The sequence below is a fragment of the Actinomycetota bacterium genome, assembly GCA_035697485.1.
Taxonomy (GTDB): Bacteria; Actinomycetota; UBA4738; order UBA4738; family HRBIN12; genus JAOUEA01.
Genome location: DASSCU010000015.1, coordinates 88666 through 115389, shown reverse-complemented (window position 1 = coordinate 115389; position 26724 = coordinate 88666). Strand labels below are relative to the sequence as shown.

Sequence of the window (26724 nt, the reverse complement as noted above, 5' to 3'; positions counted from 1 at the left end):
CCTCCCTCGGGCCTCACGCGCCCTTGACGCCCACGTCGATCTCTTCCGTCTCACGCTCGATCGGGGTGAGCTGCGCGTCACGCCAGCGGAAGGCCCGCCGCTGCAGCCGCACGAGCACCAGCCGGTCGAGCAGGACGATGAATCCGATGAACAGGATCACCCACGCCACGAACCCACGGTAGCGGTTCGCGTCGTACCAGTAGCGGCTCCGCCAGCCGACCCCTTCGCTCGAGGAGAACCACTCGGACAGCAGGACGGCGTTCCACCCGACGATCACCGCGAACCGGAACCCCGCGAAGATGTACCCAGTGACGGCCGGGACCTGCATGTGTCGCAGGCGTTTGATGCGCGGCACGTGGAACGCCCGCGACATCCGACGCAGCTCGCGCGGGATCGCCTGGATGCCCTGCACCACGTTCACCGCGACGAACGGGAACGCGGAGAGGAACGTGGTGATCACGACCGCGTCGTCGCCGAGTCCGAACCACATCTGCGTGAGGAACGCCCAGATGATCGCGGGGAGCGCGAGCAGGACGAGCAGCGTGTCCTTCAGGAGCGCCTCCGCCCACTTCGAACCACCGATCAGGACGCCCACGGCGATCCCGAGCACCATCGAGATCGCGATCCCGAGACCGAAGCGGGGGAGCGTCGAGGCGAAGTGCTCGAGGAACTCGCCCCTGACGATGCCGCCGTGCGAGCCGCCCGTCACCTCGATCCACAAGAACTGGAAGGTCTCGAGCGGCGCGGGGAACCGATCCTCGTACACGGATGCGAGCCACCAGATCAACAGCAGGAACAGGTAGCTCGCCACGCGCGCGAATCGCTCGGAGAGGATGAACCGCCGGATGGCGTCGGCCGCGCCGCCGCCCGACCCGGTGGTCCGACTCCGCTCGACCGCGATGCTCATGCCTGGTCCTCGATCCGCCACCGGAACAGGTACCGCTCGAGCCGCACGAGGATGAAGCGCTCGACGAGCAGCATGAACAGGATGAACAGGAACACCCATGCGAGCGTGCCGGGGATCGAGAAGTCCTCGAACTCACGGCGGATCTGGAACCCGATGCCGCTCGACGAGCCGAAGACCTCGGTCAGCTGCTCGACCTTCCATGCGAGCGCGAAAGACAGCCGCACCCCCGCGAACGCGAAGGGGGCGATCGTCGGGATGAGCACGTGCCGGACGACCGCCGACCGCTGTCGTCCGAACGCGTCGCTCATCGTGACGAGTTTGCGGTCGACCGAGTCGAGGCCCTCCGCGACGTTGATCGCGATGTACGGCATCGAGACGAGCGCCACCGAGACGACGGGTCCGAGGATCGAGATGCCGAACAGGACGAGGGCGAGCACGGCGTACGTGATCCCCGGGATGCTCCCCGCCACCATCACCATGTCGTGGAAGAAGGCGCGCCACCACCGGCTCGTCCCCATCAGGTACCCGACGGGGAAGCCGATCGCCAGGGCGAGTCCGAAGCCGTAGAGCAGGCGCTCGATCGTCGCCCAGAAGTTCGTCGCGAAGGCGCCCGACTCGACGATCGCCCACATCTCCCGGCCGATCTCGATCGGCGGCGGCAGGATGAACTCGCCGAAGACGAACCGCGAAAGAACCGCCCAGAGCGCCAGAAACCCGCCGGCGCCGAGGAGCAGACCGGTGACGCCGCGGATCCGACGGCGGGCGGCGAGCGACAGGTGCGCACTCCCGCGCGGGCCGTGCCCTGCGGCAGAGGTCGTGGACTCGGCCACCTCTCAGCGCACCCGTCGCTCGCTCTCGGTTCGGTCGGTGCCCGTTACGGCGCCGCGACCACGTCGAACGCCGGTGGTTCGGAGCTCTCCGACAGGCCCGCCTCGTTCAGCATCGGGAAGAGCTGCGATTCGGTCTCCACCCACGTATCGTCGAGGTAGATCGACTCCACGAACCAGTCATGTTCGGCGAGGTAGTCCTTCATGAACTTGATCTCCTCGTCGGTCTCGACCGCGAAGTGCTGCGGATAGCTCTCGATGATCGTGTCCTGGTTCGCTTGCCACTCCTGGATGCCCCGGTCCCACAGCTCGAGGAAGAACGCGACCTCCTCGGGGTGTGCCTCGTACCAGTCCGTGGGAGCCATGAAGATGTTGATCATCGGGCCCTCGTGGTCCGGCTGGGACACGACCTCCTCGGCGTACAGGTCCGCCGCGGTGCGACCGTCGTACAGCGGGACGATCTCGCCGTTCACGAGCGGCGGGACGTTGAAGTCGGGCAGCACGAGCGCCGCGTCGACCTCGCCGTTCGCGAGCAGCGCGCCGGTGTTCGTGAGGTCGGTCAGCACGAGCTCGAAGTCCCCCCCTCCGGTGCGGAAGTCGAGACCGTAGAGCTCGTTCGCGAGGATCCCCCAGATCACCGTCGAGGACACGGTGTCCCAGACCGCGATCTTCGCACCCTTCAGATCCTCGAGCGTCTCGGCGTCGGAGTCAGGGCGGACCGTCAGGATGCTCCGGTCGATGTTGTACTTGCCGAAGACGGTCGCCGGGTTGCCGGTCTCCTCCTCGAGCAGTGGCACCTCGAACGACGCGATCGAGACCACGTCGGCGTGGCCGCCCGCGTACAGACCGAACTCGTCCCAGCTCGCCTGCTCGATGATCCGGATGCCCGACTCGGCCTCCATCTCCTCCCGGATGCCGGAGTCCTTCAGGTAATCCCACACCGGATCCGGTGCGAACGTGAAGCGGATGACACCGTCCTCGCCCGTGTCCGTCGCTGCGGTCTCGCTGCCTTCGGAGCCGCCTCCGTCATCGGAGCAGGCCATCGCGACGAGTCCCATCGCGAACACGAGGGTCAGCGCCTTGAACCCCCTCATCCCCCTCATCGGCTCGGCGTCCTCCTTCCGTCCGTTCCCGGACAGTCGCCCGAGACGGGTCCCGTCTCGGTTCCAGCCATGGTCGCGTACTGTATATAATGTGTGAATCTGGAGCCTGACGGGTTCCACGGTCTTCGTCAAGGCAGGTCGACACGTGCGATCCCCGCCACCGGCTCCGGAGCGATCTCGAGCGACGGCGCCTCCTTCGGGGGAGCGGTCCTGGCGGCTCCCCGTTGCGATCGCCGCCCTCGTCACCGCCCAGTTCGCGACCGCCGTCGTGCCCTTCGGCGTGGGTGCGCTCGCCCCGATCCTGCGTGAGGAATACGGGCTGCAGCGGAGCCAGGTGGGGCTCGCCACCGCGACGATCTTCGTCGCGGTGGCGGTGTGCTCCGTGCCGGCCGGCCGGGTGACCGACGCGATCGGGGTCGCGTGGGCGTTGGCCGTCTCGGTCCTGCGTCTCGCTCGCCCGGGCGGGGCCGACTCTGGCCGGCCTCGCCCGGGCGGGGGCTCTCGGGTCGAGGTCAGAACTTCCCGATGACGCGCAGGCCGCTGAACACGAGCGCATCCACCGAGGCCTTCGACGCGGTCGCGGGATCCATCGCCCTCGTGTACACGAGGAACCGCTTCATCTCCCGAAGCGCGAACGCGTCGATCTCCTCGAGGCGGGCGATGCGCTCGTCGATCCGGTCGCCGAGCGCGGCCGCCGGGACGACCTCGGTCACGAGGCCGGCGTCGAGCGCGCGCGGGGCGTCGATCGCCTCGCCCGTCGACACCATGTCGTAGAGCAGCCGCGGCGGCAGCATGTAGCGCGCCCAGCTGATCACGACCGCAGGCGCGAACCCCGCGAGGATCTCGGGGAACTGGAACGTGGCGCCCTCCGCCGCGACGGCGATGTCGCTTGCGCCCACCATGCCCACGCCGAATCCGGCGGCGGCGCCGTTGACCTCGGTGATCACGGTCAGCGGGGTCGACCGGAGGGTTTCGTTGACGGTCGAGATCCTGGTCGCCATCGCCCGCATCTCGTCGGGGTTCGTACCTCCCTTCCCCCGGCCCTTGCAGAACGTCTCGCCCTCGGCGCGGATGCGGACGAACCGCGTCTGCTCGTCGCGGCCCGCCTGGATCACGGCGTCGACGAGCGCGTCCATCATCTGCGCGGTGAACAGGTTCCCTTCACCCGAGTCGATCGTGACCGTGAGCGTCGACGCGGACGGTTCGAGCCGCAGTCCCTCAACCTCCATCGCTGCCTCCTCTCGCGCCCAGCGGCGCCTCGTGTGGTGCGTGGTCCGTGCGGTCGTCGGCGGTGGTGCTCGGGCGTCCGGAGCTCGCGACGACCCAGATGGCGGCACCGCCACAGAGGCCGGCGATCGAGAGGAACGCGGTGCCCGGGACCCCCAGATCCACCGCCGTGCCGCCGATCATGCCGCCGATCCCGAACGATCCCAACCGCAGCACGTTGAAGATCGAGAGTCCGACCGCGTTGTCGCCGGCTTGGGTCCGGCTGAACGCGGTGAGCGACGGGGACAGCAACGACCCCGCCCCGAGGCCGAGCACCACGAGCGACGGTGCGCTGAGCCACCAGGGCCCGACGATCGCCGCCACGCCGAGGCCGACGAGCCCGGCGGTGCAGCCGCTGAGGCCGCGCCACAGGCGGTTCGAGTAGGGGACCGACCCTCGCCGGCCGGTCACAGGCCCCATCGCCGCCATCGTCAGCGTCATGCCCATCAGGATCGCGGCCGCCGCCCCCGCGCCGAGGTGGCCGTCGACGATCAGCCACGCCGGCATCGCCACCTGCACGAGTCCGTTCGCGACCATCTGGAGGGTGGCGCCGAGGCTGGAGCGGCGCACGACACGGTCGTGCAGCCAGCGACGGGGCTCCGACAGGTCGCCGCCCGGTCGGCTGAGACGGACCGCGACGGCGAACGTCCCGAGAGAGGCGATCCCCGCCACCACGGCGAGCGGCCAGGCGGTGGCCGCACCCGCGGCGAGCGCTGTCATCGCCGTGCCCGTCAGGAGCGAGACGACCCCGACCCCCCGGAGCGGGATGCCGTGGGCCGGCCGCAGGCCGGGAGGGAACGCCCGGAGCGAAGTGACCACGAGGCCGACGCCCAACAGGCACGACGGCACCGTGACCCACCGCCACCCGGCGAGGTCCACGAGGGCGCCGCCCACGAGCGGCGCGAAGGCGAGGCCGATGCCGTTCGACGCGCCCCACCACCCCAGCGCCTTGGCCTGCCGGTCGCCGTGGAGCAGCAGCCCGACCGCCTGCACGGACACCGGGACGACGGCGGCAAGCCCGACGCCCTGCGCGAGCCGTGCGACGGCGAGCACCGCCAGGTTGGGCGCGAGCGAAAGCATCACCGAGGCCCCGAACACGAGGAACCCCGCGGTGACGATCAGCCGACGTGGCCCGAGCCAGGCCGATGCCGCGCCGGCGAGCGGCATCGTGAACGCCATCGCGACGTTCAAGAGCACGACGACCGCCGCGACGACCGCGATCGATGCGTCGAACGACTCGGCGATCGCCGCGACTGCGACGGTCACCGACGTGTTCACCACGGTGCCGGAGAGGCCGGCGACGACGAGTTCGGAGGTCGGCCACGCGGAAGGCGCACGTCCCGGAGGGACGTGCGCCTGTTCCCCGGCCGACGCCGGGTCCGGTCGAGCCGACGGTGTGCTCAGATCTTGTGACCGACCCCTTCGATCACGTGCTTCGTACTGAGGACCTGGGTGTCCTCGATCGCCTGCACCTTGTGCTTCTGGTTCGGCTTCGCGTGGAAGCCCATGCCCGGGCCGAGCTCGGCGTGTTCGCCCTCGAGGTCGACCGCGAGTTTGCCGGAGATGATGTACATCACTTGCTCGTGCGGGTGCGCGTGTTCCACGGCGCCCTCGCCGGCCTTGAAGTTCAGACGCCCGACCTCGATGTACTCGCCGGTGACGAGCTCACCGTAGGCGGTCGAGTACTTCGGCGTCACGGTCTCCTTCTCGATCTCGTCGAAGACGAGGAATGGCATGATCGGTGCTCCCTTCTGTCAGCGGGCGTTCGCGCGTCCGAGGTCAGCGCAGCTCGCCGGTCTTCTCGTAGATCGGGTCGACGAGGTTCTTGAAGCTGATCGCCACGGTGTCCTCGAGGGCCTGCACCGTGTGCTCGGCGTTCGATGGGTGAAAGCTTCCCTCGCCTGGCCCCACCTCGTAGGTCTCCCCGTTGCAGGTGACGCGCAGGCGCCCCTTCACGATGTAGAAGACCTGCTCCTCCGCGTGCGCGTGCGTCTTCGCACCCTTCCCCGCATCGAACATCGCCTTCGTGACCTCGATGCGATCGCTCCGGAGCACCGGTCCTCGTGCCTCGGAATACTGGGGAGTGACGGCGTTGTCGTCGTCTCGATCGAACGTGATCTTGCCCACTCGGATCTCCTCTCTCTCTTCGTGTCTTACGGGCTCCGACAGCTCGGCGGCGACCCGCCGTCCGACTGCCTCCTCTACGTGGCGATCAGGTCCAGCTCCTCGAACTGCCGCAGCACGTCGGCCTTCATGAGCGCGACCTTGTCGTCGGCGGGGTCGCGCGGGTAGGGCAGGTCGACCTCGACGTCCTGGCGGAGCTTCCCGCCCTTGGCGAGGATCACGATGCGGTTCGACAGCTCGACCGCCTCACCGACGTCGTGGGTGACGAACAGCACGGTCTTCTTCGTCTCCTGCCACATGGCGTAGAGCTCGCGGCGGAGCCCGCGGGCCGTGATCGCATCGAGGTGGCTGAACGGCTCGTCCATCAGCAGGGCGTCGGGCTCGATCGAGAACGCGCGGGCGATGCCGACCCGCTGCTGCATGCCGCCGGACAGCTGGGCGGGCCACGCCTTCTGGTAGTCGGCGAGGCCGACCATCTCGAGGTACCGCGCGGCTCGCGCCGTCGTCTCGTTGGAGCGGTCCGATTGCACGAAGAGCATATTGTCGATCACCGACCGCCAGGGGAGCAGCCGCGGGGCCTGGAAGACATATCCGACGCGAGCACGGGCGCCGTTGGCGGTGATCTCGACCTGCCCGGAGGTCGGCGTCTCGACGCCGGCCAGGATGTTCAGCAGGGTCGATTTGCCGCACCCCGAGGGTCCGACGATCGAGACGAACGTGTGCCCGGATGCCTCGAACGTGACGTCGTCGAGCGCCACGACTTGTCGTTCCTGGCCGTCGAAGACCTTCCGCAGGTTCGTCACCTTCACCGTGGCCACGCTGGCGTACCTCCTGGGGTCGGGTTGGGCGGGGGTCGGGACATCAAGGTGTCGCCACTTCGGGCGGCTCGGTCACCTCGGCGGCGATCGTGGGGCGCCAGCGGAACACCCGGGTAGAGAGTCGCCCGAAGACGAGGCGTTCGACGATGATGGAGAAGATCGCGAAGTAGAGCGCCATCGAGATGATGCCGGCGAAGTTCCCGTAGTCGCGGAACTCGTTGATCACGTATCCGGCACCCGACACCGCTGCGAACACCTCGGCGAGCACGAGTCCCTTCCACCCGTTGGCCAGTCCGTATCGGAGCGAGGCGAAGAAGAACGGGCTGAGCGAGGGCAACACGAGGTGACGCATCACCCGCTTCTGTGGCACATCGTAGGCGCCAGCCATGTCGCGGAGATCCTTCGAGACATCTCGGACGCCCTCGGAGATGTTGAGCATCACGTACGGCAGCGCAGCGATGATGACCACGATCACCGGTCCGTACGGCTCGAACCCGAACCACATCGCGACGAGCAGGCCCCAGATCAGGTAGGGGAACGTGAGCCCGACGACGACGAAGTCGTGCAGCATCGCGTTGATCCGGGGTGAGATCCCCATCGCCAGGCCCAGGATGCCGCCGATGACGAGGGCGAGCATGAAGCCGAGCAACAGTCGGAGGAGGCTGATCGAGAACGCTTCCAGCACCGTGCCGTCGATCAGGATCTGCCACATCTCCTCGGCCACCTCCAACGGCGTCGGGAGGATGCGCGACGGGAGCAACGGGACGATCAGCGCCCACAGGAGGACGAACACGAATGGGAAGGTGATCCGTGCGGCACGCGGCGTCGTGAGCGCTCGTGCGAGACGGGTACGCAGCGGGGGGCGCGCCGACGACGGTGCTGCGGCGGGTGTCGTGGTCCGTGTGGTCGTCTGCATCGTCATCCCCTCACACGAACGCCTTCGGACGCCAGCGGAAGAAGTGGTCCTCGATGCGCTGCAGCACCAACCGCTCCGTGATCAGCGAGAAGCCCACGAGGAAGAAGGCCCAGGCCAGTACCCCGGCGATGTTGAAGAACTGGAACTGCACGCGGATCTGGATGCCGATGCCGTCTGCGCCGCCGAACAGCTCCGTGAGCGCAGTGATCTTCCAGGCGATCGCGAACCCGTATCGGGCCGCGGTGAACAGGAAGGGCGCCACGGCGGGCAGGATGATGGAGCGGACCTGTGTGCTCCGAGACACGCCGAACGCGGTGGCCATGTCGCTCAGATCCCGTGGGATCGCTCGCACGCCCTCGACCACGTTGATCGTCACGTGGGGCAACGTGGTGAGCACGATCGCGACGATCGGGCCCCAGGCGGAGAGGCCGAAGATCATCACCGCGATCAGCGCGAACACGAGGCCCGGGGTGGTGAGCGTGAGCATCACGTAGTCCCGGAAGAACCCGTCCCAGTACGCGCTGCGTCCCATCATGATCCCGACCGTGGTCCCGAGCACGAACGCGATCGAGAAGCCGATCGCAAGATGCTTGATCGTCGCCCAGACCGTCACCCAGAAGTCCCCCGACCGAACGATCTCCCACATCTCCCGGATCACTTCCGTCGGTGACGGCAGCACGAAGGGCTCGAAGAAGTACGCGGCGAGCACGGCCCAGATGCCGATGAAGACGACGTAGCCGGCAAGTCGCCAGAGGCGGTACTTCGGAGCGAGGTGGTCCCCACCCAGCCAGCCACGAGGGAGCAGCTTGCGCGGTGCGGTTCGAACGCTCTGTGTCGCCACGTCTGGCTCGCTCCGATCCTCCGTAGGAGCACGGGGCCGCGAGCGGCCCCGTGCTCGTGGGCATACGGGATGATGGGGTTCGAGTCGTTATCCGATCATGCTGCGGGTTCGCTCGGCTCGGTGACCACGAACTCGGGGATCTCCGAGTCCTCGTTCATCCAGCCGGTCTGCTTCATCAGGTCGTAGACGGCGGTCTCGTTGTCCACCCACTCCTGGTCGAGGTAGACGGTGTCGGTGAAGAAGTCGTGCTCGTTCATGTACTCCACCGCGAAGTCGACGTCGGCGTCCTCTTCGACCGCGAAGTGTTGCGGGTAGGTCCTGATGATCTCTTCCTTGTTCTCCTGCCACTCCTTGATGCCGCGCTCCCATAGGTCGAGGAAGAAGGCGACCTCGTTCGGATGGGTGTCGTACCAGTCCTTGCGCGCGACGAAGTTGTTGCCGTTCAGGCCCTTGTGGCCGGGCGCGTACTGCTCCTCGTAGATCTCCCACGGGGCGTTGGTCGGCTCGTACAGCGCCCGGATCTCACCGGTACGCCAGTACGGGAAGCCTGCCTCGGGGATGCACACACACGCCTCGATGTCGCCACGCAGCAGCAGGTCCATGTTGGCGAAGTGATCGCCTTCGCGCAGGTCGTAGTCCGCGCAGTCGCTGCCGTCGGGCCGCTCGATGCAGAAGTCGCTGCCGTACCAATCCTCGGTGAACATGCCCCACACGATCGTGGAGGAGACCGGACCGGGCACGGCGACGACCTGACCCTTCAGGTCGTCGAGCGTCTCGTAGTCGCTGTCGGAGCGCACGAAGACGGGGACGCGCAGGTTGTTGTAGGCACCGAAGGTCACGGTGTCGACGCCAGTCTCCTCCTCGAGGAGCGGCGTCTCGTACGTCGCCATCGAGACGATGTCGCCGTGCCCCCCGGCGAAGAACGCGAATTCGTCCCAGGTGGAGGTCGTCACGAGCCGGACGTTCCACTTCTCCTCGTACTCGGGGATGATCCCCTGGTCGTTCATCCAGTCGATCACCGGGTCGGGCGAGAACGCGAACCGCACGATGGATCGCTCGGTGCTCTCTCCCGATCCACCGCCGGAGTCATCGCCACACGCAACCGCGACGAGAGCGAGCGCGCCGAGCAACGCGATCGATCTCAGCCAACCACTCTTCTGCATCCTGTCCCCCTCATCGGGTGGTCGCCCGCCCCGCCGCTTCCCTCGCGGCGTGAGCGAGGCCAAGCTTCGCGGACCCCTCACTCAGCGCAGGTGCCTGTCGATCCATCACCCCCTCGCCTCGATCCGATCCGTGACGGGCACATGCAGATAGCATTTAGTGCACAATATCGAATCGACGTCAAGGCAGGGACGTTCGTGCTCAGCAGGTGGGTCCGGAACATGGGTCGGGGATCCTCGCCCCAACGCCTGCAGCCCGACCATGCCCCGACATACGCGTTCGGAGCCGACCGGGGTTCGGAGCCCGCCGATCCGCCGGTCAAGGTCGACGACCGGAGGGTCGCCGTGGCGGAACAACCGTGACGGCGCGAGGACCGTCCCGTTCAGCGAACGCTCTGAGCGGTGTGCACCGCTGCTCGGTCAGCGGTGGGCGCTGCTCAGCCCCCAGCGCTCGCGCTCCATGCGGGCCAGGTGCTGCACGGCCTCACGGACGGCCTCGTCGTCGGGGTTGTCGGCCAGCCATGAGCGGGCCTCTGACATCGCGCTCGACGTCTGGTGCGGGGTGGCCGCGGACGTCAGCGCGCGGAGAAGGTCGTTGCGATCCATGAGGGGAGTTGTACCCCCACACGGCAGCGTTGCCACGTATCCGAGCCCCATTTCACATCAGCGTCACACCGTCGTCACGACTGATGCCAGCGGGTAGCGTCCGGCGAGATTCTCCCGCCGTCGCCTGTGAGCCAGGATGCGCCCTGGTCCACCGTAGGCCTCGAGGCGGCTCGCCAGGTTCACGGTGTCGCCGCACAGGCCGTAGGCGACTTCGGCCTCGGTGATCGTGCGCATGTCTGGCCGGATGCTCCGCTCCCACCGGTAGACTCACCCCGTCATGCCTGCCTCGATCGTGCTCGGCACCCAGTGGGGGGACGAGGGCAAGGGCAAGGCGGTCGACTACCTCGCCGATCGCATGGACTACGTGGTCCGCTACCAGGGCGGGAACAACGCGGGCCACACCGTGATCGCCGAGGGCCGACTGCTGAAGCTGCAGCTGATCCCCTCGGGCATCCTCTACCCACACATCACCTCGGTGATCGCCGACGGGGTCGTCGTCGATCCGCGCCATCTGATGAAGGAGATGGATCAGGTCCGCGAGACGGGGGTCGACGTCTCCCGGCTCATCGTGAGCGGCAACGCGCACATGATCATGCCGTACCACCTCGAGATCGAGAAGGTGACGGAGCGGTTCCTGGGCAAGAACGCGCTCGGCACGACGAAGCGCGGCATCGGGCCGGCCTACGGCGACAAGGCCGCGCGGATCGGGCTGCGCATCCAGGACCTGTTCGACGAGAAGATCTTCCGCGAGAAGCTCGAGGTCGTGCTGCGCGAGAAGAACCTGATCCTCACGAAGATCTACAACCGGTTGCCGCTCGACCCCGAGCGCATCGTCGACGAGTACATGGGGCTCGCCGACCGCATCCAACCCCACGTCGTCGACACGGGCTCGCTGCTGTACGAGGCCCTGCGCGACGGCAAGCATGTGATGTTCGAGGGCGCGCAGGGCGTGTTGCTCGATCTTGACCACGGCACATACCCGTTCGTGACCTCGTCGAACCCGGTCGCCGGCAGCGCTCTCGCGAGCGCGGGCATCGGTCCGCATTGGGTCGACCGGGTGGTGGGCATCATGAAGGCCTACATCACGAGGGTCGGTGCGGGACCGTTCCCGACGGAGCTCCACGACGAGGTGGGCGAGCGGCTGGGGACGCGCGGCAAGGAGTTCGGCACCGTGACCGGACGTCAGCGCCGGTGCGGCTGGTTCGACGCCTGCCTCGGACGGTACGCGGCGCGGCTGAACGGGCTCACCGAGATCGTGATCACGAAGCTCGACGTGTTGAGTGGGCTCGAGACGGTGAAGATCTGCACCGGCTATCGGGCGTACGGCCAGACGTTCGACGACATGCCGCCGCACCAGTCGGTCTTCCACGACGCCAGCCCGATCTACGAGGAGCTCGAAGGCTGGCACGAGGAGATCGACGAATGCAGCGCCTTCGAGAAGCTCCCGAAGCAGGCGCAGGCATACGTCCGCCGCATGGAGGAGCTCGTGGGGGTGCCGGCAAGCCTCGTGAGCGTCGGTCCCTCCCGCGAGCAGAGCCTTCCGGTGGCGTGAGCGACGATCCGCGGCAGGACCGGCGAGCCCGGCTGCTGCGGATCGCGTTCACACTCACGCTCGCCGGCCTGGCCCTCGCCGCTCCGATCGTCTTCACCTGGCTGACGGGCACGAACCTGATGACGGGGTCCTCGTCCGGCCTCGCCGTGCTCTCCGCCGCCGCGTTCGCCGCCGGCAGCATCCTGTTCCTGGCCGCGGGCCGTGTCGCGGGGGCGGTGGTCGCACTCCCGGCGATCGCGATCGGCGCGTTGCTCGATGACCCAGCCACGATGGCGCTCACCCTCGTCGTCGCGGCGCCGGTGGCCGAGATGGCCGCGTCGGTGGCGACCTTCGGCTATCCCGAACGCGCGCTCGTACGCTGGCGCCGGGCCTTCGGGGAGATCAGGGCCGCGACCGCCCAGGCGCTCGGATCGGGCCCGGCCCGACGGCCGGCCGGGGGGCCGTGGGTGCTCGACCGGCTCGCGGTGCTGTGCGCCGTCGGTGCCGCCGTGGCGATCGTGGGCTGGGGAGCGTTGGTCGCGGCCTTCGGCGGCGGCGACGATCCGACCACGCGCACGGTGCTCCCGGCCGCGACGGAGTTCCCGTGGGCCCTTGGGGTGGGACTGATCCTGGCCGTCGCCTCCGCGGTCCTGTGCGTGATCACGGGCCGGGTGCCGGGCGTGCTCATGGCGCTGCCGGTCGTGCCGGCGGTCTGGCTCGATGCCCCGCAGCGCTCCGAGGTCGTCGTCGTGGTGCTGGCAACCGCGGGCGGCCTCCTCGCCGTGCTCGCGTCGCCGGTGCCCGGGAGCGAGGATCGCGCGAGGGTCGCGCGGCCCCCTCGGTAGACTCGAGCCATGGCGACGGGACGAGCACCCGAGAGGGCTGCCCGATGAAGGTGCTCGTCGTCGGCGGGGGAGGTCGCGAGCACGCGCTCTGCTGGGGGCTCGCGCGCAGCCCCCGCGTCACCGAGATCGTGGCGGCTCCCGGGAACGCCGGCATCGGTGCCCTTGCCCGAACGATGACGGATGTGCCGGTCGGCGACCTCGACCGACTCGTCACCCTGATCTCGCAGGAGCACCCGGATCTCGTGGTGGTCGGCCCCGAGGGTCCGCTGGTCGGAGGGCTCGTCGATCGCCTGCTCGGCCTCGGGTTCGCGGTCTTCGGGCCCGTGGCCGACGCCGCCCGGCTCGAGGGTTCGAAGTCGTACGCCAAGGACCTGATGGTCGAGGGCGGCATCCCGACCGCCCGATCGGGTTCCTTCTCGGCGCTCGAGCCCGCGGTCGCGTTCGTCGACGGGCTCGGGGGTCGTGCCGTCGTCAAGGCTGACGGGCTGGCCGCCGGCAAGGGGGTCACGGTCGCGGCCACCCGAGCGACCGCGGTCGCGGCGCTCCGCGATTGCCTGGAGGCCCGTGCATTCGGCGACGCCGGCGCGACGGTGATGGTCGAGGAGCTGCTCGAAGGGCCAGAGGTCTCCGCCTTCGCGCTCGTCGACGCGAACACCGTGGCGCCGCTGGCGCTCAGCCAGGATCACAAGCGCGTCGGGGACGGCGACACCGGGCCGAACACGGGCGGCATGGGGGCCTACTCGCCGCTGCCGTGGGTCGAAGCAGCGACCGAGCAACGCATCTGGTCGATCGTCCGTCGCACCGTCGCCGCGCTTCGCGCTCGCGGTGTGACGTATCGGGGCTTGCTCTACACGGGCCTGATGCTCACCGCCGACGGGCCGAAGGTGCTCGAGTACAACTGCCGGTTCGGCGACCCAGAGACCGAGGTGGTGATCCCGAGGCTCGTGAGCGATCTCGCCGACCTGCTGGAGGCCACCGCGGCCGACCGCCTCGCCGACGTGAAGATCGCGCTGCACGACGACGCCTCGGTCACGGTCGTGTTGGCCGGCGGCGGATATCCGGGGCCGTCCCCGGCGGGCCTGCCGATCACCGGTCTCGACGCGGCGGCGGGAACGTCCGGGGCGACCGTCTTCCATGCGGGCACGGCACGGTCCGGCGATACAGTGGTGACCGCCGGGGGCCGGGTGCTGGCGATCACGGGCACAGGAGGCACGATCGGCGATGCCCGAGCCGTCGCCTACCGGGCCGCCGATCGGATCACGTTCGAAGGGAAGACGTACAGGCGAGACATCGCGGCCCAGGCGGCCCGGCTCGCGGGGGAGGAGCTGCCGTGACCGACGAGACCATGCGGGCCGGGGTGCTGGCGGCATCACCGAGCGAGCTGGGCACGATGCGACAGGCGGGTCTGATCCTCGAGAAGTTCGGGGTCGCCCACGAGATCCGGATCATGTCGTCGTCGCGGAACCCCGATCTCGTCGACGAGTACGCCCGCACCGCGTTCGAACGCGGCCTGAAGGTGATCATCTGCTCCACCGGCATGTCCGGTCACCTCGCCGCGGCCGTCGCGGCCCGCACGATCCTGCCCGTGATCGGCGTGCCGATCGCGACCTCGCCGCAGATGCTCGGGTACGAAGCCCTCGCGATCACCGCCCAGATGCCGACCGGCGTGCCCGTGGCGACGGTGGGTGTCGACGCGGCCGTCAATGCGGCCGTGCTGGCTGCTCAGATCGTCGGGGTCGGCGACGCAGAGGTGCAGGCGGCCCTCTGGCGCTTCAAGGACGACCTTGCGGAGGGCCTGAAGCTTTGATCCCACGCTACGACGTGCCCGAGATCTCGTCGGTCTGGTCCGACGAGGCCAGGCTCGGGCACTGGCTCGAGATCGAGCTGCTGGCCGTCGAGGCGTGGTCGGAGCTGGGTGTCGTGCCGGCCGCCGACGCGGCTGCGTGTCGCGACCGAGCGTCGTTCACGGTCGAGGCGGTGCTCGAGCGCGAGCGGGTCACGCGCCACGACATCGCGGCCTTCGTCGACGTCGTCGCCGGCTCGGTCGGGGAGGAGGGTCGGTGGATCCACTACGGGCTCACGTCGAGCGACGTGCTCGACACGGCGTTCGGCCTGCAGCTGCGCGCGGCCGCCGACGTGTTGCTCGCGCGCCTGGAACGGCTGCTCGCCGTGGTGAAGCACCTGGCGCTCGTGCACAGGGACACGCCCATCATCGGCCGCAGCCACGGCGTGCACGCCGAGCCCACCTCGTTCGGGCACAAGGTCGCCGTCTGGGCGTTCGAGCTCGACCGAGACCGCGAGCGGCTCCGCCGGGCGCGCGAGGTGGTGAGCGTCGGCGCGCTCAGCGGGGTCGTGGGTTCCTACAGCGCCGTGGACCCTCGCGTCGAGCAGCTCGTCTGCGCCAGGCTCGGCCTGACGCCGGCCGAGGTGAGCACCCAGGTGATCCAGCGCGACCGACACGCGGAGTACATGGCGACCCTCGCGATCACCGCGTCGACGCTCGACGCGATCGCCACCGAGATCCGCCATCTCGCCCGCACCGAGGTGCGCGAGGTCCAGGAGCCCTTCGTCGAGGGGCAGAAGGGCTCCAGCGCGATGCCGCACAAGCGGAACCCCGTCGCATCCGAGCGGGTCAGCGGCCTCGCCCGCGTGATACGCGGCCATGCCCTCACGGCGCTCGAGAACGTCACCCTGTGGCATGAGCGGGACATCTCGCACTCGAGCGCCGAGCGCCTGATCTTCCCCGACGCGACGGGCCTGCTGGCCTTCATGCTCGACGACCTCACGCGTGTGGTCGACGGGCTCGCTGTCTTCCCCGATCGCATGCGGGAGAACCTCGACGCGCACGGCGGCATCGCCTACAGCCAGTCGGTGCTGCTCGCCCTCGTCGACGCTGGGCTCGCGCGCGACGACGCGTACCGGATCGTGCAGCGCTCGGCCGCGGCGGCGTGGGACGAGGGCGAGGGCTTCCGCGACGCCGTCACCGCCGACCCCGAGGTGCACGCGGCGCTCGGCGACGCCGAGCTCGCCGGGCTGTTCGACCCGGCCCGGTTCCTGCGCAACCTGGGGCCGATGTTCGAGCGGCTCGAGAAGCTCCCCGTCGAGGAACCCTCGTGACCGAGGCAGGGCAGTTGGTCGCGCGCGGCAAGGTCCGCGACGTCTACGACGCCGGCGACGAGGCCCTGCTGCTCGTCGCTACCGATCGCATCAGCGCGTTCGACGTCGTGCTGTCCGAGCCGATCCCGAACAAGGGTCGGGTGCTCACGGGGCTCTCGCTGCACTGGTTCGACCGCACGGGCGACCTCGTCGGCAACCACGTCCTGAGCGCCGACCCTGGGTCGTTCCCGGCGCCGTTCGCCCACGAGCCGAGCCTGGCGGGACGAGCGCTCCTCGTGCGCCGCGCCGACGTCGTCCCGCTCGAGTGCGTCGCGCGCGGCTACCTGAGTGGAAGCGGATGGGCCCAGTACCGCGAGACCGGCTCGATCTGCGGCGTCGGCCTGCCTGCGGGGTTGGTCGAGTCCGATCGGCTGCCCGAGCCGATCTTCACGCCGACCACGAAGGCCGCGGAGGGCCACGACCTCCCGGTGACGTCCGATCAGGCGATCGACATCGTCGGGCGCGGTCTTTTCGAACGGCTGCGGGAGCTGACGATCGGCATCTACGAGCGCATCGCCGCGACGGCGATCGAGCGCGGGGTGATCGTTGCCGACACGAAGTTCGAGTTCGGGTTCGCCGGCGGGCAGCTGGTGCTCGTCGACGAGGTGGGCACGCCCGACTCCAGCCGGTTCTGGCCCGCCGACACGTACCGGCCCGGGCAGGCGCAGCCGAGCTTCGACAAGCAGTACGTGCGCGACTGGCTCGACGCCGCCGGATGGGACCACGAACCGCCGCCGCCCTCCTTGCCCGCCGACGTCGTCGACGGCACGGCGGCCCGCTACCGCGAGGCATACGAGCGCGTGACCGCCCGGCCGTTCGAGACGTACCTGCGGTCCGCGGGCGTCGACGGCGCTGCGGCGGCCGACGCCGCGGCCCTGGATCGCCTCCGGGAGGAGCACGCATGAGGTTCACGTTCGAGGTGTTGGTCACGTTGAAGCCGGGCCTCGCCGACCCCCAGGGCAAGGCCGTGGAAGCATCCCTCCCGGCGCTCGGGTTCTCCGACGTCTCCGACGTGCACGTGGGGCGTCATGTTCGGCTCGACGTCGAGGCGCCGACCGAGCCCGAGGCGAGGACCCAGGTGCAGGAGATCGCGCGGCGGCTGCTCTCGAACCCGGTGATCGAGGACTTCCGGGTCCTCGAGTCGAGCGGGTCGGACGGGAGGGCGGGAGCGCGATGACGGCCGCGACACCCCGCGTCGGCGTGATCACGTTCCCCGGGTCGCTGGACGACGGCGACGCCCTACGCGCGATCGAGACGATGGGCGGGGAAGGCGTCGCGCTCTGGCACGCCGAGCACGACCTCCGGGGCGTCGACGCGGTGGTCCTGCCGGGAGGGTTCAGCTACGGCGACTACCTGCGATGCGGGGCGATCGCGGGCCATGCACCGATCCTGGACGAGGTGCGGACGTTCGCCGGCCGCGGGGGTCCGGTGCTCGGCATCTGCAACGGGTTCCAGATCCTGTGCGAGGCGCGGATGCTGCCGGGGGCGCTGATCCGCAACGCATCGCTGCGGTTCATCTGCCGCGACGTGTTCCTGCGAGTGGAGACGTCGCAGACGCCGGTCACGAGCGAGCTGGTGCCCGGCGAGGTGATCGAGATCCCGATCAAGCACGGCGAGGGCCAGTTCGTGGCCACGCCCGAGCAGCTGCGCGCCATCGAGGACGAGGGGCTCGTCGTGTTCCGGTACGCCGATCGATCCGGGGGTGTCGGCGAGGACACGAACCCGAACGGGTCGCTCGACTCGATCGCCGGGGTGCGCAACGAGGCGGGCAACGTCGTCGGCCTGATGCCACATCCCGAGCACGCCGTTGACCCCGACGTCGGTCCCACCGGTGGGCAGCCGTTGTTCGCCGCGCTGCTCGCGAGCGCGTTGGCGGGAGCGCGGGCGTGACCGAGACCGAGGAGCCCCTGCACCGCCGGCTCGGCCTCGCCGACGACGAGTTCGAGCGCATCCGCGAGACGCTCGGCCGCGAGCCTCGCCGGGCCGAGCTCGCGATGTACGGGGCGATGTGGTCGGAGCACTGCAGCTACAAGTCCTCGAAGATCCACCTGAAGACGCTGCCCACCGAGGGGAGCGCCGTGCTGGTCGGGCCGGGACAGGATGCCGGCGCGGTCGACGTCGGCGACGGCATGGCCGCGGTGTTCAAGATGGAGTCACATTCGCACCCGAGCGCGATCGAGCCCTACCAGGGAGCCGCGACCGGGGTCGGCGGCATCGTGCGCGACATCGTCTCGATGGGAGCGCGGCCGGTCGCGCTCCTCGATCCGCTGATGTTCGGCCCGCTCACCGAGCCGCGCAACCGGTGGCTCCTGGAGGGCGTGGTCGCCGGCATCGGCGGGTACGGGAACTGCATCGGGGTGCCGACCGTCGGTGGCGAGATCCGGTTCGCCGAGCCGCACTCCGCCAACCCCACCGTCGACGTGATGTGCGTCGGCCTGGCGCCGGCGGACGAGCTCGTGACCGGCACGTCGCTCACCCCCCACGTCGGGTCGTTCATGGTCCTCTACGGGGCGACCACCGGCCGCGACGGCATCGGCGGGGTGAGCGTGCTCGCGAGCGCGACGCTCGACGAGACGAGCGAGGAATCCCGGCCCAGCGTGCAGATCGGGGACCCGTTCGCCGAGAAGCTCCTGATCGAGGCGTCGCTCGAGCTGATCTCGCTCGGCCTGCTCGAGGGACTGCAGGACCTGGGCGGCGCCGGCATCACGTGCGCGGTGAGCGAGTCCGCGGCTCGCGCGGGCATGGGGGCCGCGCTCGACCTCGACGCGGTGCCGCTGCGCGAGGAGGGCATGGAGACGTTGGAGATCCTCACGAGCGAGTCGCAGGAGCGGATGCTCGCGATCGTGCACCCGTCCAAGCTCGACGAGGTGCGAGCGGTCTGTGAGCGCTGGGGCCTGCAGATCGCCGTGATCGCGGAGCTGGTCGAGGGCGGCCGGCTGACCGTGACGCACGGGGGCCAGATCGTCGCCGAGGTCCCGGCGACCTCCCTCGTCGACGAGGGCCCGGAGTACGACCGGCCGCGCGAGGCGCCCGCCGAGACGCCCGGCGTCGCCGACGACCCGACCTTCGTGCCTTTCGACGGCGATCTGCTCGACTCGCTGCGGGCCGTGCTCGGCGCGCCGAACGTGGCATCGAAGCGATGGGTGTGGCAGCAGTACGACTCGCTCGTGCAGGGGCAGACGATCGCCGGTGCCGGCAGCGATGCGGCGGTGATCCGCCTGGCCGGCACGATGAAGGCCCTGGCGCTGTCGACCGACGGCAAGGGCCGGTACGGGGCCCTCGATCCGTACCTCGGTGCGATGCACGCGGTGGCCGAGGCCGCCCGCAACGTCGCGGTCACCGGCGCGCGTCCTCTTGCGATCACGAACTGCCTCAACTTCGGGAACCCCGAGCGTCCCGTCGTGATGTGGCAGTTCGCGGAATCGATCAGTGGCATGCGCGAGGCTTGCATCGCGCTCGAGACGCCCGTGACCGGCGGCAACGTGAGTTTCTACAACGAGTCGGCGGACTCCGCGATCTGGCCGACCCCGGTGATCGGCATGCTCGGGCTGCTCGACGACCACCGACTGCGGGTGCCGGCCGGCTTTCCTGCCGCCGGGTTGTCCGTGTACCTGCTGGGGGAGACGTTCCCCGAGCTCGGAGGGTCGGAGTTCGCGGACGTCGTGCTCGGCCTCGTCGCCGGCAGGCCTCCGGCTCTCGACCTCGTCAAGGAGCGAGCGCTGCACGCGCTGCTGGTCGAGGCCGCGGCGGTCGACCTGCTGGCGAGCGCGCACGACTGCTCCGACGGTGGCCTCGCGATCGCGCTCGCGGAGTCGGCGATCGAGGGCGGACACGGGTTCGCGGTCACGATCGGGAGCGACCTGCCGGCGCACGTCGCGCTGTTCAGCGAGAGCGCGTCGCGGGTCGTGGTGGGTGTCGCGCCGGAACACGAGCAGGCGTTCGCCGAGCTCGCCCGGACCCACGGGGTTCCGGCGGCGCGCCTCGGCGAGACCGGGGGCCCACGCGTCGTGTTCGGCGGCATCTTCGAGACGACGGTCGCCGAGCTGACGGACATCCACGAGACGGCGATCCCACGGCTGTTGGGAGAGGCGGTCTGACGGTGCCTCGAGCACACCGGCCGGTCATTCGGGCCGTGACGTTCGACTTCTGGGACACGATCGTTGCCGCGACCGTGGGAAGCGGGGACGGCATGCGCCGGCTGCAGATCGAGCGCTTCGCGCAGACGGCCGCCGAAGCCGGGAGGCGCCTGCCCGCGGCCGAGGTCGAGGATGCCTTCGATGCGAACTGGGCGCGCTTCGAGGAACGCTGGGTCGCCAACGCCGGGCAGCACACGCCCGCCGACTCGGTCGATTTCATCGCCGAACGGCTCGGTCTCGACGTGACCGGTGGCCTACGGGAACGGCTGATCGACGGGTTTCGACGGGTGGGCGAGCGCGTGCCCCTCGAGACCGGGCGGGGCATCGAGGAGGCGCTCGACCGCTTGCGAGGTGCCGGCCTGCGGCTCGGCATCGTCTGCGACGTCGGCCTCACCTCGGCCCCCACGCTCCGCGCGCGCCTCGAGGAGCTGGGGCTGCTGCGCCGGTTCGATGCATGGGCGTTCAGCGACGAGACGGGCTGGTTCAAGCCTGCCGCCGAGGCGTTCGAGCCGGCGCTCGGCGGTCTTGGCGTCGACGATCCCTCGCTGGCTGCGCATGTCGGCGACAACCGCAGGACCGACGTCGCGGGCGCGCTCGGGCTCGGCATGGTCGCGGTCCGATTCACCGGGTTCCACGACCGGGCGCCTGAGACCGGTCCGGAGGCGCATCACGTGATCGACGACCATCGTTCGTTGCCGCCGCTGCTCGGCGTGGCATGAACGCGGCACGCTCCCTTTCACACCCCCCACCCCTGAGCCGTCGTTCGTTCGACGGTTCCACAGGAGGGAGGAGGCCGATGCGCCCGATCGCAGACGACGTATGGGTCCGACGGATGCTCGAACACGGTCGACGCCACGAGCTCGAGCGCGCGAGGCGAGCCCGCGAGGCGCTCGTCGCCAGGCCGGGACGACGGCGCGACCGGGCCGGCAGGCGGCCGAGGAAGCGCGGGTGAGGGGCGGCTCGGCGGTGATGCCGCCGTTCCAGCAGTTCCTCGAGGCCAATCGTGCGACGGTGTATCGGTTCCTCACCGTGGCGGTCGGGCCCCAGGACGCCGACGACGCGTTCCAAGAGACGTTCCTCGCGGCGTTGCGCGCCTACCCGCGGGTCCGCGAGCCGGACAAGCTCGACCGGTGGATCCTCGCGATCGCGAGCCGCAAGGCGATCGACCACCATCGGGGTGCCGGACGCCGCGCGGTGCCGACCGACGAGCCTCCGGAGCGGCCGGTGCACGATCCGGCGCCCCACGATCCGGATGATCCGCTGTGGTCCGCCGTGCGGGCGCTGCCGCCCCGTCAGCGTGTTGCGGTCGTGCATCGTCATGTGCTCGATCGTCCCTACGCCGAGATCGCCGAGCTGATGGGCTGCAGCGAGCAGACCGCCCGCGCCAACGTCTACCAAGGCACGAAGCGACTCAGGGAGTTGATCGCATGAACACGAACGATCTGAAGCGGCTCGCGTCGGCTGCGTCGTCTTCGGCACGCGCCCGCCGGGCGACGGACGAGCTCACCGAGCGCGCGGTTGCCGAGGGGCTGGTGGACGTCGCGGTGGCGACGATGGATTCGCCGATCGGCGAGCTGTTCGTCGCCGTCACCCCGACTGGGCTGGTGTCGGTCGCGTTCGAGGACGAACCGCGAGACGAGGTCTTGGAGCGGATCGTCCGGCAGATCTCGCCGAGGGTGCTGGAGGTCGCCGCCCCGACCGACGAAGTGCGGCGTGAGCTCGAGCAGTACTTCCATTCGCAGCGGCGGTCCTTCGACCTGTCCATCGACCGGCGGCTGATCGGCGACTTCGCCTGGAGCGTGCTCCGAGCGACGAGCCGGGTCGGGTACGGGGAGCTCGCGACCTACGGCCAGATCGCCGCGCGTATCCACCGGCCGACGGCGGCGCGCGCCGTCGGGCGGGCACTCGGGTCCAACCCGATCCCGATCGTGATCCCGTGCCACCGCGTCGTCGGTGCGGGCGGCTCGCTCACCGGGTACGCGGGCGGTCTCCCGAGGAAGCAGACGCTCCTTCGCCTCGAGGGCTCCCTCCTGTAGGTCGCAGGAGGGTTTCGCTCACCGATCATCGGGGGCCAGGGCGTGCATCGGCCCCTGAACCGTGCCCTCGCGACGCGACTCAGACGTGCGGGTCCACACCGGTGCGCCGGCCTCGCCGATCGCGGGCGACGTCCCCGGCCCGTCCCGGCTCGTTCGCTACACTGGCTGTCTCGTGGGCGCCGAATCACCGAAGGATGAGTGCGGACTCTTCGGCGTCTGGGCGCCGGGTGACGATGTCGCGCGCCTGACCTACTTCGGGCTCTTCGCCCAGCAGCATCGCGGCCAGGAGTCGGCCGGCGTCGCGGTGAGCGACGGCCACAACATCCTCGTCTACAAGGACCTCGGGCTCGTCAGCCAGGTGTTCAACGAGGCGACCCTCACCACCCTGCACGGCGACCTCGCGATCGGTCACACCCGATACTCGACGACCGGTTCCACCACCTGGGAGAACGCCCAGCCCGTCTTCAAGACCGACGGGGCACACTCCCTCGCGCTCGGTCACAACGGGAACCTCGTGAACACGCGCGACCTCGCCGCCCTCGTGGCGGAGGCGGGCGCGTCGGCCACGACCGATTCCGACATCGTCACGACCATGATGGCCAACGAGATGGCTGTGCACGGGGGCCTGGAGGACGCCGCGATGCGCGTGCTGCCGAGCCTGCAGGGCGCCTACTGCTTCGTGATGATGGACGAGCGCAGCGTCTACGCGGCGCGCGACCCCTACGGCGTGCGCCCGCTCTCGATCGGTCGTCTGCCGAACGGGTTCGTCGTCGCGAGCGAGACGTGCGCGCTCGACATCGTCGGCGCGGCCTTCGTCCGCGACGTCGAGCCCGGAGAGCTGGTGCGCATCGACGATCGGGGTCTGCACTCCGTGCGGTTCGCGGAATCGCCGCGCCGGGCCCTCTGCATCTTCGAGTCCGTGTACCTGGCGCGACCCGACTCCCGCCTGGGCGGCACGACCGTGCACGAGTCGCGTCGCGAGATGGGGCGCATCCTCGCGAGCGAGCATCCCGCCGACGCCGACATGGTGATCGCGGTGCCGACCACCGGGCACTCCGCCGCGCAGGGCTATAGCGAGGTGAGCGGCATCCCCTACGGCGACGGGCTCTACAAGAACCAGTACGTGGGCCGAACGTTCATCCAGCCCTCGCAGGGTCTGCGCGACCGGGGGGTGAAGCTCAAGCTGAACCCGCTGCCGGACTCGATACGCGGGAAGCGGTTGATCGTGGTGGACGACTCCATCGTGCGCGGCACCACGACGAAGCAGATCGTGCTCGCCCTCCGCGAGGCCGGGGCGACCGAGGTGCACATCCGCATCACGTGCCCGCCGGTGCAGTGGCCGTGCTTCTACGGCATCGACATGCCGACCCGCCAGGAGCTGATCGGCGCCGATCTCACGGTCGACGAGATCCGCGCCTACGTCGCCGCGGACTCGCTCGGCTACCTCTCGCTCGAGGGCATGGTCGCGGCGGCCGGAGCTCCCAAGGCCTCGTTCTGCCGGGCGTGCTTCGACGGCGAGTACCCGATCGAGGTACCCGAGCAGGCGGGCAAGTTCGTGCTCGAAGACCAGCTCCGGCTGCCGACCGGGTGAGCGGCCTCGAGGAGGCGCCGTGACCGACGCGTACCGACGCGCCGGCGTCGACATCGAGGCCGCGGCGAAGGCCGTCACCCTGATCGGCGATCTCGCGTCGCGGACCCGGCGACCGGAGGTCGCCGATGAGGTCGGGGGGTTCGCAGGGCTGTTCCGCATCGGCGACGGGAAGCTGCTCGCCGCGGCCACCGACGGCGTCGGCACCAAGCTCGAGATCGCCCGCGCGACCGGACGTCTCGACACCGTCGGCGTCGATCTCGTGGCGATGTGCGCCGACGACGTTGTGTGCACGGGCGCCGAGCCGCTGTTCTTCCTGGACTACCTGGCCGTCGGTGCGGTCGTGCCCGAGCGTGTGGCGGCGATCGTGGAGGGGGTTGCCGAGGGGTGTCGGCAGGCGGGGTGCGCGCTCCTGGGCGGCGAGACCGCCGAGCACCCCGGCACGATGTCCGACGATCGGTTCGACCTCGCCGGGTTCTGCGTGGGCGCGGTCGACGAGGCGTCGTTGCTCGGCCCATCGCGGGTGCGGGAGGGCGACGTGCTGGTTGGCCTCGCCTCGAGCGGGCTCCATGCCAACGGCTACTCCCTGGTCCGTCATGCCCTGCTCGCGCGCCACGGTCTGGACGACACGCCTCCGGAGCTGCGCGGTCGCACGGTCGCCGATGAGTTGCTCGAGCCGTGCGCGATCTACGTGAACCGGGTGCTGTCGCTCGCTCGGGACGATCTCGTGCACGCCGCCGCCCACATCACCGGTGGCGGTTTCCAGGAGAACGTGCCGAGGGCGATGCCCGAAGGACTCGGCGCTGAGATCCAGCGGGGCACGTGGCCCGAGCAGCCGGTGTTCTCCCTCGTGCGGGCGGCCGCCGGCGCGGGCGACGACGAGATGTTCGCCACGTTCAACATGGGCCTCGGCATGGTGCTCGTGGTCGACGCCGACGACGCCGAGCAGGTGCTCGACCGTGCCGGGGAGACCGCCTTCCGCATCGGCCGGGTCGCACGCGGAGCCGGCGTTCGTATCACCTGACCTGCGGATCTCGGCGACGTACGCCGAACCTGTGGCCCCTGTTGACTAGGCGCATATCACCCGCCGAAACCGTCGTCCGACGGAAGGTCCGGCCGTCCGGCCGGGCGGAAACCGCCCGCGCGGCCGATAAAGCCGCCGGGCCGAGCGACCGTAACTTCCAACACGATGCACAGCGAATCCGCGCCCGCGCCAGTGTCGCCCTTGCCGAGCGTGCTCGTCGTCGACGACGAGCCGCAGGTCGTCTGGGTGTTGCAGTTCAGCCTCGAGGCGGAGGGGTACCAGACCTACGCGGCGAACAACGGTGTGGAGGCGCTCGCCGAGATCTCCGAGCACAACCCGAGCATGATGGTCCTCGACATCATGATGCCGACGATGGACGGCTGGGCGGTGCTGGAGGAGATGGTGAAGCTCCCCGACGATCAGCGCCCTCGCGTGGTGATCGTCAGCGCGCTCTCGTCGCTGCGCGACCGCGCGAAGGCGGCCGAGCTCGGGGCCGACGCCTACGTGCCGAAGCCGTTCAACGTCGACGACCTGCTGCAGGTGCTGCACGGCCTCGAGGAAGCCTCGTAGCCTCCGCGCGACCCGGGGTCTGGGACTATCCCAGGATGGACCCGTGGCCGAAGCGTTGGTGCTCCTCCGGCACGACCGTGGTGCCGACCGCCGTGAGCGTGAGGACGGGCTCGTCGAGGAACTCCGCCGCGCTGTCGCCGATGTCGGTGCGAGCGGCCGCGATCTTGCGGATCTCGAACTCGCATCGCCGTGAGGTGTTCCCGACGCTCACGATCTTCCCTCGGGCCTCGATCCAGTCACCCGCGTAGAGGGGTGCGAGGAACTCGACGGACTCGTACGCCCTGAAGAGGCCCTCGTCACCGTCGTAGCGCATCGCCAGCTCGGTGATCAGGTCGCCCACGATCTTGAGCTGGGTGGCGCCCGCGACGAGGTTGCCGCCGTAGTGGGCGTCCTCCTGTCCGAGGCGCAGGCGGATCAGGGAGCTGGGCAGTTCGTCGGGCATCGGTCGTCGCCTCCTGGTCGATCGCTCGGTCGCGCTCGGACGGCACAGCTCAGCCCGGCGTGGGCGCCGTCGGGCGGCCGGGGATCACCTTCCCGTGGCGCACGCCACGGGCCGGCACCCGCACCTCCGTGCCGTCCTTCTTCCGCACGAAGTAGGTCTCCGCGGCGGGGTCCCACCGCTCCAAGACCCCCGCGGCTTCGGTCGTGTACCCGTTGGGCAGTTCGAACTGGAACGTGACGCGAGAACCCACGTCCGCGGGGGTGACGAGGTTGGTGCCGGCCTTCGGCCCCGGCCGTGGGAACGGCTTCACGGACTCGCGTTGCGGAGGCGCCGCGGCCGCGAGCCGCTCCCGCTCTTCACCTGCGGCCTCGGTCCACGCCCGGTTCAGGCCCGCCTGCAGGTACGAGCCGCCGAGGAAACCGGTGAACACGAAGAGCAGCAAGGCGAGCCCGGCCGACGACGGATCGGCCCCCGCCTGCTCCTGGGCGGTGATCACTCGACGCCCCGTGTGGAAGAAGCCCACGAGCGCCATGATCACGAGCACGGCGGCGACGGCCAGCAGCCACCACAGCTCGGCGAGGATCGCGACGACGACGAGCGGCCCGGCGAGGAACAACCCGACGATCGCAAGCGTCGAGACGAGCGGACGAATCGAGTAGTTGCGCAGGTACATACGGATGTCGTCGTTCACGCTGTAGTACCAGTACAGCCAGTACATGCCGAGGGTCACGACGCTCAACGCGAAGACGCCGAGCGGCTTACGGACGCGGTAGTCACGCCCGCCGATCGACACGACGTGGGCCATGTCGCGCAGGATATCGGACGAGG

General features: G+C 69.8%; 31 protein-coding genes. 16 read left to right on the top strand and 15 right to left on the bottom strand.

Annotated features, from left to right (window positions below):
* Positions 1 to 13 precede the first annotated feature (13 nt).
* From VFI59_03665 to VFI59_03655, 3 genes are read right to left on the bottom strand one after another with little or no spacing between them, the layout of a single operon-like run.
* The gene (locus VFI59_03665; GenBank protein HET6712787.1) at positions 14 to 907 is read right to left on the bottom strand and encodes an ABC transporter permease subunit; all 894 of its coding nucleotides are present in this window, start codon (positions 905 to 907) and stop codon (positions 14 to 16) included.
* On the bottom strand, positions 904 to 1737 hold the full coding sequence (locus tag VFI59_03660) for an ABC transporter permease (GenBank protein HET6712786.1): 834 nt from the start codon (positions 1735 to 1737) through the stop codon (positions 904 to 906). The genes VFI59_03665 and VFI59_03660 overlap by 4 nt, the downstream gene beginning before the upstream one ends.
* 44 nt (positions 1738 to 1781) lie before the next feature.
* Positions 1782 to 2837: an ABC transporter substrate-binding protein gene (locus VFI59_03655; protein HET6712785.1), complete on the bottom strand. Its 1056-nt coding sequence runs from the start codon at positions 2835 to 2837 to the stop codon at positions 1782 to 1784.
* 145 nt (positions 2838 to 2982) lie between these two features.
* Between VFI59_03655 and VFI59_03650 the strand changes: the two genes are divergently transcribed.
* Positions 2983 to 3366, top strand: coding sequence for a hypothetical protein (locus tag VFI59_03650; GenBank protein ID HET6712784.1), 384 nt, complete (start codon positions 2983 to 2985; stop codon positions 3364 to 3366).
* Here the strand turns inward: VFI59_03650 and VFI59_03645 are convergent.
* From VFI59_03645 to VFI59_03600, 10 genes are all read right to left on the bottom strand, one after another.
* Positions 3350 to 4066 carry an enoyl-CoA hydratase/isomerase family protein gene (locus VFI59_03645; protein HET6712783.1) on the bottom strand — a complete coding sequence of 239 codons (717 nt, stop codon included), beginning with the start codon at positions 4064 to 4066 and terminating at the stop codon, positions 3350 to 3352. The genes VFI59_03650 and VFI59_03645 overlap by 17 nt on opposite strands.
* Complete coding sequence (locus VFI59_03640; protein HET6712782.1) at positions 4056 to 5381, bottom strand: MFS transporter; 1326 nt, start codon at positions 5379 to 5381, stop codon at positions 4056 to 4058. The genes VFI59_03645 and VFI59_03640 overlap by 11 nt, the downstream gene beginning before the upstream one ends.
* A gap of 122 nt (positions 5382 to 5503) precedes the next feature.
* Positions 5504 to 5839 (bottom strand): cupin domain-containing protein, encoded by a 336-nt coding sequence (locus tag VFI59_03635; protein HET6712781.1) that lies wholly within the window; start codon positions 5837 to 5839, stop codon positions 5504 to 5506.
* A 43-nt stretch (positions 5840 to 5882) separates the two neighbouring features.
* Entirely contained in the window at positions 5883 to 6230 is a 348-nt protein-coding gene (locus VFI59_03630; GenBank protein ID HET6712780.1) for a cupin domain-containing protein, read from the bottom strand.
* A gap of 74 nt (positions 6231 to 6304) precedes the next feature.
* The gene (locus VFI59_03625) at positions 6305 to 7045 is read right to left on the bottom strand and encodes an ABC transporter ATP-binding protein (GenBank protein HET6712779.1); all 741 of its coding nucleotides are present in this window, start codon (positions 7043 to 7045) and stop codon (positions 6305 to 6307) included.
* A gap of 43 nt (positions 7046 to 7088) precedes the next feature.
* A complete protein-coding gene (locus VFI59_03620) occupies positions 7089 to 7961 on the bottom strand; it encodes an ABC transporter permease (protein HET6712778.1) in 873 nt (290 codons plus the stop codon).
* A 10-nt stretch (positions 7962 to 7971) separates the two neighbouring features.
* Positions 7972 to 8802 carry an ABC transporter permease gene (locus tag VFI59_03615; GenBank protein HET6712777.1) on the bottom strand — a complete coding sequence of 277 codons (831 nt, stop codon included), beginning with the start codon at positions 8800 to 8802 and terminating at the stop codon, positions 7972 to 7974.
* Positions 8803 to 8897: 95 nt separating this feature from the next.
* Positions 8898 to 9965: an ABC transporter substrate-binding protein gene (locus tag VFI59_03610; protein ID HET6712776.1), complete on the bottom strand. Its 1068-nt coding sequence runs from the start codon at positions 9963 to 9965 to the stop codon at positions 8898 to 8900.
* Positions 9966 to 10382: 417 nt separating this feature from the next.
* Positions 10383 to 10568, bottom strand: a complete 186-nt coding sequence (locus tag VFI59_03605) for a hypothetical protein (GenBank protein ID HET6712775.1) — start codon at positions 10566 to 10568, stop codon at positions 10383 to 10385.
* A 63-nt stretch (positions 10569 to 10631) separates the two neighbouring features.
* Positions 10632 to 10802: a hypothetical protein gene (locus tag VFI59_03600; GenBank protein HET6712774.1), complete on the bottom strand. Its 171-nt coding sequence runs from the start codon at positions 10800 to 10802 to the stop codon at positions 10632 to 10634.
* Between the two features lie 43 nt (positions 10803 to 10845).
* Here VFI59_03600 and VFI59_03595 point away from each other — a divergent pair, with 43 nt between their 5' ends.
* The 15 genes from VFI59_03595 (at position 10846) to VFI59_03525 (ending at position 25454) form a co-directional block, all read left to right on the top strand.
* Positions 10846 to 12120, top strand: coding sequence for an adenylosuccinate synthase (locus tag VFI59_03595; GenBank protein ID HET6712773.1), 1275 nt, complete (start codon positions 10846 to 10848; stop codon positions 12118 to 12120).
* Entirely contained in the window at positions 12117 to 12944 is an 828-nt protein-coding gene (locus VFI59_03590; protein HET6712772.1) for a hypothetical protein, read from the top strand. Before VFI59_03595 ends, VFI59_03590 begins: the two co-directional genes overlap by 4 nt.
* A gap of 44 nt (positions 12945 to 12988) precedes the next feature.
* Positions 12989 to 14278 carry a phosphoribosylamine--glycine ligase gene (gene purD, locus VFI59_03585; protein HET6712771.1) on the top strand — a complete coding sequence of 430 codons (1290 nt, stop codon included), beginning with the start codon at positions 12989 to 12991 and terminating at the stop codon, positions 14276 to 14278.
* Positions 14275 to 14751, top strand: a complete 477-nt coding sequence (locus VFI59_03580; GenBank protein ID HET6712770.1) for an AIR carboxylase family protein — start codon at positions 14275 to 14277, stop codon at positions 14749 to 14751. The genes purD and VFI59_03580 overlap by 4 nt, the downstream gene beginning before the upstream one ends.
* On the top strand, positions 14748 to 16061 hold the full coding sequence (purB, locus tag VFI59_03575) for an adenylosuccinate lyase (GenBank protein HET6712769.1): 1314 nt from the start codon (positions 14748 to 14750) through the stop codon (positions 16059 to 16061). The genes VFI59_03580 and purB overlap by 4 nt, the downstream gene beginning before the upstream one ends.
* A complete protein-coding gene (locus tag VFI59_03570) occupies positions 16058 to 17005 on the top strand; it encodes a phosphoribosylaminoimidazolesuccinocarboxamide synthase (protein ID HET6712768.1) in 948 nt (315 codons plus the stop codon). The genes purB and VFI59_03570 overlap by 4 nt, the downstream gene beginning before the upstream one ends.
* Positions 17002 to 17277 (top strand): phosphoribosylformylglycinamidine synthase subunit PurS, encoded by a 276-nt coding sequence (purS, locus tag VFI59_03565; GenBank protein ID HET6712767.1) that lies wholly within the window; start codon positions 17002 to 17004, stop codon positions 17275 to 17277. Before VFI59_03570 ends, purS begins: the two co-directional genes overlap by 4 nt.
* Positions 17274 to 17990: a phosphoribosylformylglycinamidine synthase subunit PurQ gene (gene purQ, locus VFI59_03560; protein HET6712766.1), complete on the top strand. Its 717-nt coding sequence runs from the start codon at positions 17274 to 17276 to the stop codon at positions 17988 to 17990. The genes purS and purQ overlap by 4 nt, the downstream gene beginning before the upstream one ends.
* A complete protein-coding gene (gene purL / locus VFI59_03555) occupies positions 17987 to 20197 on the top strand; it encodes a phosphoribosylformylglycinamidine synthase subunit PurL (GenBank protein HET6712765.1) in 2211 nt (736 codons plus the stop codon). The genes purQ and purL overlap by 4 nt, the downstream gene beginning before the upstream one ends.
* Before the next feature lie 2 nt (positions 20198 to 20199).
* Complete coding sequence (locus VFI59_03550) at positions 20200 to 20955, top strand: HAD family hydrolase (GenBank protein HET6712764.1); 756 nt, start codon at positions 20200 to 20202, stop codon at positions 20953 to 20955.
* 229 nt (positions 20956 to 21184) lie between these two features.
* Positions 21185 to 21667, top strand: a complete 483-nt coding sequence (locus VFI59_03545; protein ID HET6712763.1) for a sigma-70 family RNA polymerase sigma factor — start codon at positions 21185 to 21187, stop codon at positions 21665 to 21667.
* Positions 21664 to 22272 carry a methylated-DNA--[protein]-cysteine S-methyltransferase gene (locus VFI59_03540; GenBank protein HET6712762.1) on the top strand — a complete coding sequence of 203 codons (609 nt, stop codon included), beginning with the start codon at positions 21664 to 21666 and terminating at the stop codon, positions 22270 to 22272. Before VFI59_03545 ends, VFI59_03540 begins: the two co-directional genes overlap by 4 nt.
* A 172-nt stretch (positions 22273 to 22444) precedes the next feature.
* Positions 22445 to 23863: an amidophosphoribosyltransferase gene (gene purF / locus VFI59_03535; GenBank protein ID HET6712761.1), complete on the top strand. Its 1419-nt coding sequence runs from the start codon at positions 22445 to 22447 to the stop codon at positions 23861 to 23863.
* Positions 23864 to 23882: 19 nt separating this feature from the next.
* Complete coding sequence (purM, locus tag VFI59_03530) at positions 23883 to 24884, top strand: phosphoribosylformylglycinamidine cyclo-ligase (protein HET6712760.1); 1002 nt, start codon at positions 23883 to 23885, stop codon at positions 24882 to 24884.
* A gap of 165 nt (positions 24885 to 25049) precedes the next feature.
* Complete coding sequence (locus VFI59_03525; GenBank protein HET6712759.1) at positions 25050 to 25454, top strand: response regulator; 405 nt, start codon at positions 25050 to 25052, stop codon at positions 25452 to 25454.
* A 25-nt stretch (positions 25455 to 25479) separates the two neighbouring features.
* Here the strand turns inward: VFI59_03525 and VFI59_03520 are convergent, their stop codons facing one another.
* Positions 25480 to 25896 (bottom strand): hotdog domain-containing protein, encoded by a 417-nt coding sequence (locus VFI59_03520; GenBank protein HET6712758.1) that lies wholly within the window; start codon positions 25894 to 25896, stop codon positions 25480 to 25482.
* Positions 25897 to 25945: 49 nt separating this feature from the next.
* Positions 25946 to 26701, bottom strand: coding sequence for a DUF4234 domain-containing protein (locus tag VFI59_03515; protein HET6712757.1), 756 nt, complete (start codon positions 26699 to 26701; stop codon positions 25946 to 25948).
* Positions 26702 to 26724 lie beyond the last annotated feature (23 nt).

Bases quoted from the DNA above. Each gene is read 5' to 3' on its own strand.
- VFI59_03665 (HET6712787.1), bottom strand. From the start codon at position 907: ATGAGCATCGCGGTCGAGCGGAGTCGGACCACCGGGTCGGGCGGCGGC.
- VFI59_03655 (HET6712785.1), bottom strand. From the start codon at position 2,837: ATGAGGGGGATGAGGGGGTTCAAGGCGCTGACCCTCGTGTTCGCGATG.
- VFI59_03645 (HET6712783.1), bottom strand. From the start codon at position 4,066: ATGGAGGTTGAGGGACTGCGGCTCGAACCGTCCGCGTCGACGCTCACG.
- VFI59_03635 (HET6712781.1), bottom strand. From the start codon at position 5,839: ATGCCATTCCTCGTCTTCGACGAGATCGAGAAGGAGACCGTGACGCCG.
- VFI59_03620 (HET6712778.1), bottom strand. From the start codon at position 7,961: ATGCAGACGACCACACGGACCACGACACCCGCCGCAGCACCGTCGTCG.
- VFI59_03610 (HET6712776.1), bottom strand. From the start codon at position 9,965: ATGCAGAAGAGTGGTTGGCTGAGATCGATCGCGTTGCTCGGCGCGCTC.
- VFI59_03605 (HET6712775.1), bottom strand. From the start codon at position 10,568: ATGGATCGCAACGACCTTCTCCGCGCGCTGACGTCCGCGGCCACCCCG.
- VFI59_03600 (HET6712774.1), bottom strand. From the start codon at position 10,802: ATGCGCACGATCACCGAGGCCGAAGTCGCCTACGGCCTGTGCGGCGAC.
- VFI59_03595 (HET6712773.1), top strand. From the start codon at position 10,846: ATGCCTGCCTCGATCGTGCTCGGCACCCAGTGGGGGGACGAGGGCAAG.
- purD (HET6712771.1), top strand. From the start codon at position 12,989: ATGAAGGTGCTCGTCGTCGGCGGGGGAGGTCGCGAGCACGCGCTCTGC.
- purS (HET6712767.1), top strand. From the start codon at position 17,002: ATGAGGTTCACGTTCGAGGTGTTGGTCACGTTGAAGCCGGGCCTCGCC.
- purQ (HET6712766.1), top strand. From the start codon at position 17,274: ATGACGGCCGCGACACCCCGCGTCGGCGTGATCACGTTCCCCGGGTCG.
- VFI59_03540 (HET6712762.1), top strand. From the start codon at position 21,664: ATGAACACGAACGATCTGAAGCGGCTCGCGTCGGCTGCGTCGTCTTCG.
- VFI59_03525 (HET6712759.1), top strand. From the start codon at position 25,050: ATGCACAGCGAATCCGCGCCCGCGCCAGTGTCGCCCTTGCCGAGCGTG.
- VFI59_03520 (HET6712758.1), bottom strand. From the start codon at position 25,896: ATGCCCGACGAACTGCCCAGCTCCCTGATCCGCCTGCGCCTCGGACAG.
- VFI59_03515 (HET6712757.1), bottom strand. From the start codon at position 26,701: ATGGCCCACGTCGTGTCGATCGGCGGGCGTGACTACCGCGTCCGTAAG.